This window comes from Parafilimonas sp. (assembly GCF_047606085.1).
In the GTDB taxonomy this organism is placed as follows: domain Bacteria; phylum Bacteroidota; class Bacteroidia; order Chitinophagales; family Chitinophagaceae; genus Parafilimonas.
In genome coordinates, this window is the sequence record NZ_JASGEX010000141.1 from 1 (window position 1) to 10,217 (window position 10,217).

Below are 10,217 nucleotides of genomic sequence, written 5' to 3' on the forward strand. Positions count from 1 at the left end.
CGCCTTTACAGCAGGCTCTGAATATGTATTGCATACCAAGGCTGGCAGAAAATACAACCGTTGAAATTTCATCGCTCGGCCACGAAGCCGGCTTGATGGGCGCCGCCGCACTGGTAATGGAAAATTTAAGCAGGGAATTTATTTATAAAACCAGTAAAGCCAGATCCGGTGTTATTCCGGTGAATTAAAATATTGCAGGTTCCTGGTTTTACCTGAATAAATGCAGCATTGTTTGGCTTAAAAGCGTCTCTGTTAGAGTAACTGACTGCATATAAATGTCTTGTATTATTGATTTGTATAATTTAAAAAAAGAATCTTAATGAGAAAGTATCCTCCTCCACCATTGTTTGTATTATTATTTGTGTTGATCTTTTCATCAGTAAAAGTTTTTTCACAAACAAGATCTTTAACCGGGGTTGTAAAAGACTCGTCCAGTCAGCCCCTGGTTGCTGCTACGGTTACCGTAAAAGGAACCAAAACCTCCACGGTCACTGCTGCAGATGGAAGCTTTACCCTTACTGTGCCTTCGGGTAATATAACCCTTGAAGTGAATTATGTGGGATATAACCCGGTGTCTGTGCCCGTAGGCCCTGACCAGGCCGATGTAACCATTACCATGCAGGCAGGCGCCAATACCATAAGCGATGTGGTGGTTACCGCGCTGGGCATTAAGAAAGAAGAACGGAAACTGGGCTATGCCATAAGCACCGTTAACGGCAATTCGCTTAACAAAGCCCGCGAAACAAATGTGGCCTTGTCTTTAGCAGGCCAGGTAGCCGGCTTAGATGTGCATGGCACTAGTGGCGGCCCGGGCGGAACGGCGAGAATACTCCTGCGGGGCATGCCCAGCATGAATTCCGGCGGCTCGCCTTTATTTGTAATAAACGGCGTGCCGATGGATAATTCCAACAGGGGCAGCGCCGGCGAATGGGGCGGCGCCGACGCCGGCGATGGCATCAGCAATATAAACCCCGATGATATAGAAACCATGACCGTTTTAAAAGGCCAGGCTGCCTCTGCATTATACGGGGCCCGCGCTTCAAACGGCGTTATATTAATTACAACCAAATCCGGCAAAAAAGGCGCAGCTTCTGTGGAATACAATACAAATTTCCAGGCGGACGCACCCATGGATTTGACAGATTACCAATACGTATATGGGCAGGGAACCGGTGGCGATAAGCCCACAACAACCGCAGCCGCTTTAAGCACTACCCGGTTAAGCTGGGGCGCCTTGCTGGATGGATCTTCTGTTATTGGCTACGATGGCAATACCTATAGTTATTCTGCCGTATCCCACAAAACGAATATGAACAATTTTTATCGCACCGGCAGCACATTTACAAACACGGTAGCCGTAAGCGGCGGCGGCGATAATGGCACATACCGCATCTCCGCTTCCAACATGGATAATAAATCAATACTTCTAAACAGCGGCATCCAGCGAAAAACATTCAATTTAAACCTTAACCAGAATGTAACTAAAAAGCTGAATGTAAATGCTATACTGACTTATCTTGACCAGAGTGACCGGAACCGCCCTTATTTAAGCGACGGGCCGTTAAACCCCAACAACTTCTGGTTTCTTGCCAACAGCGTAAATGATAAAATTTTTAAACCGGGTTATGATTCAACGGGAGCGGAAATTGTTTTCTCGGATGATTCTTACGCAACCAATCCCTGGTTTGTGGTAAATAAGGTGATCAATAACCAGAGCAGAGACCGTATTATATCTTCACTGTCGGCAAAATACAATTTTACCGGCTGGTTGTATGCTATGGCAAGATTAGGTTACGATAATGAAAACGACCGTTATAAAACAGTTACCCCTTCCGGTACTGCTTATGCTTACAATACCGATGGCCAGTCCGGTTATTTGAACAATTTATCAAAAGCGCAAACCTCCGAAATTAATGTGGATGGTATAATCGGCGTTAATCATAACATTACTAAAGACATAAGCCTTAATGCAACGCTTGGCGCTAACCTGCGGAAAAATCGTTTTGAAACCGTAGGCGTAAGCGGCAGTTATTTTGTGATTGACGGCTTATATACCCCAACAAATGTTGTAAGCTATGCAAGGAGTTACGATTTTTCTGCCAAGGAAGTACATTCTGCTTATTACGCTGTTGACCTTGGCTATAAAAACTTCCTTACGCTTTCCACCACAGGCAGGTACGATGCGTTCTCCACATTGTACAATTCTTCTATTCCTTCAAACAAGAGAAATATATTCACGCCTTCTGTTACCGGAAGCTTCATTTTCTCGGAATTATTGCATAGCTCCGTATTAAATTTTGGCAAGCTGCGGTTGTCTTATGCGCAAACCAGCGGCGAGCCGTCTGACGCCTATCAAACAGCCGTTTACTATTATGTGAACAATACCATCAACGGTACGCCAAGCGGCGGCTTTAGTTCCAGCCTGCCCAACCTGTTCCTGAAACCTTTTGTAAAAACAGAATCAGAAATTGGCACAGAATTAAAATTTCTTCATAGCCGTTTAGGCCTGGATGTTTCTTATTATTTCCAAAAAACAAAGCATGAAATAATGGATGGAGACCTAAGCGCAGCCACAGGCTATACCAGCAGGGTAATAGCCAACGGGTCGGTGCAAAACAAGGGCCTTGAGGTGCAGGTAACAGGCACACCTGTACAGAATAGAAATTTTAACTGGGATGTTACCTTTAATCTGTCGAACGTTAAGAATAAAATTTTGAAAACCGATGCCGATAATAATGATGTAACATTAGGCACTTACCGCCCGCTTAATGCAAATACAGCTTTTGTTGTTGGCAAGTCCGGCCCGCAGATACTGGCGTACGATTACACCTACTATGATGACAAAAAAACGGAAATAGAAGTGGATGAAGATGGATTGCCCATACAGGGCTCCCTGACGCCAATGGGCAGCGTTCTGCCCACTTTATACGGCGGGCTAAATAACTCCTTCACTTATAAAAAGATCAACCTTTCCTTCCTGATTGACTATAATTATGGCAACTACATTTTATCCGCCTCTAAATACTACGCTATTTACCGCGGCCTGGATAAAATGACATTAAAGGGCAGGGAAAGCGGCATAACCACGGGCGTTTATACTGACGGTACTACCAATACGGTGGCTGCAGATGCGGAAGACTATTACCAGCGGCTGGCAACTGTTTCAAAGGTAAATGTGCTGGACGGCGATTACATTAAATTAAGGCAGGTAACGCTGGGTTACACTTTTGGAGGAGATAAGATGAAAATGCCTGTGTTCAGCGCCATACAGGTTTCGCTGGTTGCAAGAAACCTGGCTATTTTAATGAAGAAGAGCGGCGATATAGACCCGGAAGCAGGCTTTAATGCCAGCGTTTCGTATGCAGGCATTGAAGGCACCAGCTTGCCGTCAACAAGGACATTTGGCATTAATGTAAATTTCAAATTCAAAAATTAGAGCAGCAATGAAAAAACTATTAATATATATGGGTGCAGTTGTTTGCATTACTTCAGTGTCCTGCACCAAGAACTTCGATTCGATAAACACGGATCCCACGCAGGCGTCTTCAGAAGAGTTCGACGCCAATTTATTATTGCCCACCGCCGAAATAAATTATCTGAGCACCATACAGGGCTATAGCGGGGCCATATTATTCCAAAGCATGTGGGCGCAGATTTTTGCTTCCGCAGCATATCCAAGTTATTACAGCAACGGGGATAAATATGTTGCCTCCACCAATATCCTTACGTATGACGCCAGTATCTGGGACAATGCTTATAGCGCTGCCAGCAAGGCTTATGAAATTCAAAACCTCGTAAAAGATGATGATGACCTGAGCAACCTTAGCGGCATAGCGTTTATAGTGCAGTTATTAAACCTTGAATTGATTACAGATGTGTATGGCGACTGCCCTTATTCTGAGGCATTGCAGGCTAAAACAGCCAATATCTCCAACCCGGTGTATGATGAGCAGTCAAGCATTTACCCTGCCATGCTAAGCAGCCTTGATTCGGTAATTGCCACATTAGACGCATCAAAAACGGCTCCTACAAACGATCTTATTTATGATGGCGACATTGACCAATGGAAAAAGTTTGGTTATTCGCTTATGCTGCGTATGGCTATGCGCTTAACAAAAGTGGATGCGTCAACCGCGCAGGAATATGCAGAATTAGCCTATTCCGGCGGCACGTTTGAAAGCGTTGACGACAATGCTTATATCGCATTTGATGAAACGGATGGGTATAATAATGCCAATATAAGCGCCCTTCAAACCACGGAAGACTACCAGGAAGTAAGATGGGGAAAATACCTGATAGACTGGCTGAAGTCAAATGACGACCCAAGGCTGAGCATTATTGCAGAAGTGCCCGAGGCAGGCTTAACTGCCGCCGCCGATCAGTCGCTTGCCGGCGATGATGACGCCGATGCGCAGGAAGGCATGCCAAACGGCTACGATCAAAACGGGGGCACTACTGATATAACAACCGCCACAGACTATCCCGGAGGTTCAGGCACAGGCGATGATTATAACCCGATTGGCTTATACTCCCGCCCTAAAACCGCGCTTTATCTCGATTTAAGCTCTCCCGGTTTCATACTTACGTATGCTGAAACAGAGCTGTTGCTGGCGGAAGCCGCCGTAAGAGGATGGAGCGTGGGCGATGCTTCCACGCATTATCACAACGGGGTATCCGCTGCGTTGCAAAGCTATGCCACCCTTAACAGCGATGAGGGCACTATTTCATCCGCAACGGCTGAAGCTTATGCAACCGCGTATCCTTTGGACGTAACGTCAACCGACGCGTCCCTCGAACAGATCAATACACAATTCTGGGTTACCACAGGCACGCTGTTTAATTTTATTGAAGCCTGGAATAACTGGAGAAGATCAGGCTATCCCGACTTAACGCCGGTTAGCTATTCCGGTAATTTTACCAGCGGCGCCATACCCAGAAGGGAAATCTACCCCGCATCAGAAGCTACAACCAATGGCACAAACTACAGCGCCGGCGTATCTTCTATGGGTGGCGATACCTGGGTAACCCGCATGTGGTGGGATGCAGAATAGGCATGCGTTTTTATAATAATTTTATTCTCAAAGGCTGCTTCCGGAAAGCAGCCTTTTTTATTTTTACCAATACTGTTGTTCTTTTGCCGCATCCGCGTATGTTCCAGATTAAGATAAAATTAATTATTGCCTTCCTCATTATTTATCTGGTAAGTCTTCGGCTTCAGTTATCAGCCCAGCAAAAATTATTTACACTGCTTGATTCAACCCAAACGGGTATAGGCTTCGCAAATAATATAACGGAATCAGAAACGCTTAATGTGCTGGCATTTGAATATTTTTTCAATGGCGGCGGCGTAGCCGTTGGCGATATCAACAATGATGGTTTACCCGATCTTTTTTTTACTGCCAATATGCAGCCCAATAAACTCTACCTGAACCTGGGCCACATGAAATTTAAAGACATTACGGAACAGGCAAACCCATTACTGGCCGGGCGGAAGGGCGGCTGGAAAACCGGCGCCACAATAGCCGATGTGAATGGCGATGGCCTGCCTGATATTTATGTATGCTATTCAGGCATAGTGAACGATGATGCAAGGCGCAACCAGCTCTTTATAAACAAAGGCTTTTCCCCATCTCCTGCCGGAGAGGGCCGGGGTGAGGTAAAGTTTGAAGAAGAAGCGAAACAATATGGCCTGGACGATAAAAGCTTCAGCACCCAGGCGGCATTTTTTGATTATGATAATGACGGCGATTTAGATATGTTCCTGCTAAACCACAGCAACAAAAAGATTGGCAACGATGAGCTGGCCAAATACCGGAACGACGTGGACAGCCTGGCCGGCAATAAATTATATGATAATGACGGGCACGGGCATTTTAAAGACGTATCGGCCAAAGCAGGCCTGCATCAAAACGCTTTAACTTTCGGGCTGGGCATTGCCATTGCCGATATAAATAACGACGGCTGGCAGGATGTATATGTAACCAACGATTACAACGAGCCTGATTATTTGTATATCAACAACCACAACGGCACATTTACCGATGACACAAAAAACCGTTTGCAGCACCTGGCGCAATTCTCAATGGGCGTGGACGTGGCGGATTATAACAACGATGGTTTGCCGGACATTATTAACCTGGATATGCTGCCGGAAGATAACAAGCGGCAGAAACAACTGCAGTTGCAGGAAAATTATGAGTCGCTCCAGCTGATGGTAAGCCAGGGCATTCAAAAACAGTACATGCGCAATGCCCTCCAGTTAAACAACGGCGACGGCACGTTTAGTGAAATTGCACAGTTTGCAGGCGTATCCAATACCGACTGGAGCTGGGCGCCTTTATTGGCAGATTTTGATAATGACGGCTATAAAGACCTTTTTGTTACAAACGGCTATTTGCGCGATTACACCAATAAAGATTTTTTGCACTATTGGGGCGATTATAAAGTAAAGAAAGCAATGGAGCGGCAGCCTGTTTTGCTGATGGACCTGGTAAAAGCCATGCCTGCCACCAGGCTGCCGAATTATATTTTCAGGAACAACCACGATATCAGTTTTACCAATGAAATGAACAACTGGGGGCTTGATGAAACTTCTATCTCAAGCGGCGCCGTATATGCCGATCTGGATAACGACGGCGATCTCGACCTGGTTGTAAATAATATCAACACGCCTGCATTTGTATATCAAAACATGGCCAGCGAAAACAATAAAGCCGGTTTCATTTCAATACAACTGAAAGGCGATAAGCAAAACAGTTCTGCCATTGGCGCCAAAGTGTATGTGTATGCCAACGGCAGCGAGCAATACCAGGAAGTAAACCCGTCACGCGGCTACCTGTCATGCCTGCCCGCTGTATTAACTTTTGGGTTAGGAACTGCGCCGGCCATTGATTCAATCCGCATCATTTTTCCCGGCGGGGAAACTGTATTGCTGCAACAACAACCGGTAAACCAACACCTGGTTATTGATGAAAAAGAAGCTGCAGAAAAATATATTCAGCCTTCAGGCAAGCCATTCAAAACCATCTTCACAAAAGATAGCAGCATTATAAAATATGCAAGAACGGAATTTGATGAAAATGATTTCAAACGCCAGCCGCTGATGCTGTTCATGTATTCTAAAACAGGGCCGGTTATGGCAAAAGCCGATGTGAATAAAGACAGCTTAGATGATGTTTTTATAAGCGGCGATGGCAATAACCCAGGTAAGATTTATGTGCAGCAACACGATGGCTCCTTCAGGCCGATTGCAGGTTTGAGCATTGGAGATGAAAACACTTCAGCTATTTCGGCGGCCGCATTTTTTGATGCCAACGGCGATGGTTTTCCTGATCTGTATATAGCCAAAGGCGGTTATTCGTTATTCGAGCCAAACACGCCGGCATTGCAGGATGAGTTGTATATAAATGATGGCAAAGGCAATTTTTCAAAACTGCAAAATGCTTTGCCCGATGTAAGCGCCGGCAGTAAAAGCTGTGTAAGGCCATGCGATTATGATAACGATGGCGATCTTGATTTGTTTGTGGGCGGAAGGGTTATTCCCGGGCAATACCCTGCAGCGCCTGAAAGTTTTTTATTGCAGAATAATGGCAAAGGTTATTTCACCAAAATCAAGGTAAGCTTTGCAAAGGCCGGCATGGTTACTGATGCGCAGTGGATTGATTTGAATAACGACGGCAGGAAAGACCTGATTATCTGCGGCGAGATGATGCCTGTAGAAGCTTACATAAATTCAGCCAATGATTTTACAGATGCAACGGCAACTTATTTCCCCGGCAGCAATAATGGCTTCTGGAACACGCTTGCTGTGGCTGATATAAACGGCGATGGCAAAGATGATATCATTGCCGGCAATCTTGGCCTCAATTCGCAAATACGGGCATCAGCCGATGAGCCTGCAAAAATGTATTATGCCGATTTTGACGGCGATGGTAATCCTGATCCCATATTCAATTTTTATATCCAGGGAAAAAGCTACCCCTTCGTAAGCCGCGATGAACTGAACAACCAGATCACCGCCATGCGTAAAAAGTTTACTACATACAGAGATTATGCAAGTGCAACTATCACTGATATTTTTTCTCCTGATGAAATATCAAAAGCAGATTCCCTTATGGTAAATGAACTGCATACCTGCACATTCATAAACACAGATGGAAAATTTATAAAAACAGCCCTGCCTTCGCAGGCGCAGTTTACTTATATATCAAAAATCATTGCTGATGATTTTGACAAAGACGGCAAAACAGACCTGCTGCTGCTGGGCAATCATTCAGACAACAGGCTGAAACTTGGCGCCGTTGATGCTTCCTATGGTACTTTATTAAAAGGAGATGGCAAAGGCAGCTTCACATATATTCCGCAAACCCGATCAGGCATGTGCATCAAAGGCGACGTAAAGTCCGCCCTGATGATGCATGTACAGCAATCCCGATACTTGTTTGCAGGCGCGGCCGGAAGCAGCTTGCAGGTATATAAGGTGAATGAATAGCCGGTCGCCCTTTTTCAATACCAGTTTAAAACTTACCGGGCCGGCAGTACGCTCAATAATTTCTTTAATTTACGCCCGGGTTATATAACGGCTGGGCTGCTATACTGTCCGGGAAGATATAATGTCCCTTTTTATCGGTTAGGGCTTTATCGGCATACGCGGGAATTTTATAGCCAACCAGTTGTTCCTGTTTCCTTAATTCAGCTATCATTTTTGTTTTTAATGCTTTAGCCGGCGGGCTGTTGTACAGGTTATGTTCTTCAAGGCTGTCTTTCGATAAATCAAAAAGTTCCGACCAGCCTTCTTCGCCGGGATATTTTACCAGTTTTGCCGTTTCCGTTCGCAACGCTACTATCGTGGGTGTATTATAATTATTTTCATAAAAATATTCATATAGGAAAGAAGCACGCCAGGGCACAGTTTTTCCTTCAGCCAGCGGCGCCCAGCTCTGCCCCTGGAATGTTGAGGGGGCTTTAATGCCGGCCAGGTCCAGTATGGTGGGCGCTATATCCAGGTTCAGCACAAATTTATCAACCACAGCTCCCTGCGGGAAACGCGCCGGGAACCTTACCAGCAAAGGCGTGCGCATAGACTCTTCATAAGCAGCGCGCTTATCGCCGAGGTTATGCTCGCCAAGAAAATAACCATTATCTGTAGAAAATATGACGACTGTGTTTTCAGACAAATGCGCTGAATCAAGGTAATCGAGTATGCGCCCCACATTTTCATCCACGCCCTTCAGCACCCGGAAATAATTGCGGATCATTTTGTCGTTTTTTTCTGTCCAGGACAGCCGGGCAAGGGAAGAATCAGCCGCTTTCCCGTTTTTATTGTTCTCTTTCCGGCCTGCATACACCTTTCCCTTGTAAGGAACATCATGCCCTTCGCTTCCGGAAGGTGTAAGCGCAACATCAGAAAATTCATTGGCCAGCCTTGCCGGAGGATCCCAGGGGCCATGGGAAGATTTAAACGCCAGCGCCAGCATAAAAGGGTGCGCTTCGTTTCGCCGGATAAATGCCAGCGCCGAATCGGTTGAAATATCATCTACCCAGCCTTTGGTTTGCACAATTGCCTCGCCGTTCAGCTGGAAAGGACAGTCCTGGTAGCGCCCCTGCCCAAAAAAGCTAAAGGAATAGTCGAAGCCCGGCCGTTTGCCTTCCTGGTTGCTCATGTGCCATTTGCCAACAAAACCTGTGGCGTAACCGGCTTTTTTCAATTCTGTGGCATAGGTAGGGCTGGTATTGGTAAACTCCGTATGATTATTTGCAATGCCGTTTTGATGATTGTACTGCGAAGTAAGAAAGGCAGCCCTGCTGGGAGAACAAAGTGAGTTGACAACAAAAGAATTTGAAAAACGTACGCCCTCTCTTCCTATGCGATCAATATTGGGCGTTTTAAACCATGGGAAACGGGCTTTGGCTGCCTGGGCTTCCTGAACAAGGCTCAATGCATCATAACGCTGGTCGTCTGTATAAATAAACAGGATATTCGGGCGGTTTTGCGAAACTGCCTGGCACTGCCCGTTCACTATTGAGAACGATAATGCTATAATTGTGAACAGTAATTTTCTGAATTGCATGGTTTTATTTTTATTGTTGTGTTGGCGGTCATTGTAACGGACGACACAGCACAGACAGTTTCAACCTTTTGACAAAATATACTTGTTGCCCCATTTTGACATTTCTTTAAATACAGGCGTAAGGCTTTTGCCTAATTTGGTAAGAGA

5 protein-coding genes and 1 pseudogene are annotated in these 10,217 nt (G+C 45.5%); 4 read left to right on the forward strand and 2 right to left on the reverse strand.

Annotated elements, in window-relative coordinates; all coding sequences use genetic code 11:
* From QM629_RS12485 to QM629_RS12500, 4 genes and pseudogenes are all read left to right on the forward strand, one after another.
* Nucleotides 1–188, forward strand: a pseudogene (locus QM629_RS12485) (hypothetical protein); the annotation flags it as partial.
* Nucleotides 189–319: 131 nt separating this feature from the next.
* Nucleotides 320–3,436: a SusC/RagA family TonB-linked outer membrane protein gene (locus QM629_RS12490; protein WP_415160210.1), complete on the forward strand. Its 3,117-nt coding sequence runs from the start codon at nucleotides 320–322 to the stop codon at nucleotides 3,434–3,436.
* Between the two features lie 7 nt (nucleotides 3,437–3,443).
* Nucleotides 3,444–5,051 carry a SusD/RagB family nutrient-binding outer membrane lipoprotein gene (locus tag QM629_RS12495; RefSeq protein WP_415160211.1) on the forward strand — a complete coding sequence of 536 codons (1,608 nt, stop codon included), beginning with the start codon at nucleotides 3,444–3,446 and terminating at the stop codon, nucleotides 5,049–5,051.
* A 2-nt stretch (nucleotides 5,052–5,053) separates the two neighbouring features.
* A complete protein-coding gene (locus QM629_RS12500) occupies nucleotides 5,054–8,491 on the forward strand; it encodes a VCBS repeat-containing protein (RefSeq protein WP_415160212.1) in 3,438 nt (1,145 codons plus the stop codon).
* 64 nt (nucleotides 8,492–8,555) lie between these two features.
* Here the strand turns inward: QM629_RS12500 and QM629_RS12505 are convergent, their stop codons facing one another.
* Nucleotides 8,556–10,070, reverse strand: a complete 1,515-nt coding sequence (locus QM629_RS12505; protein ID WP_415160213.1) for a sulfatase — start codon at nucleotides 10,068–10,070, stop codon at nucleotides 8,556–8,558.
* 60 nt (nucleotides 10,071–10,130) lie between these two features.
* On the reverse strand, nucleotides 10,131–10,217 hold an 87-nt coding region (locus QM629_RS12510), incomplete at its 5' end, for a winged helix-turn-helix transcriptional regulator (protein ID WP_415160214.1).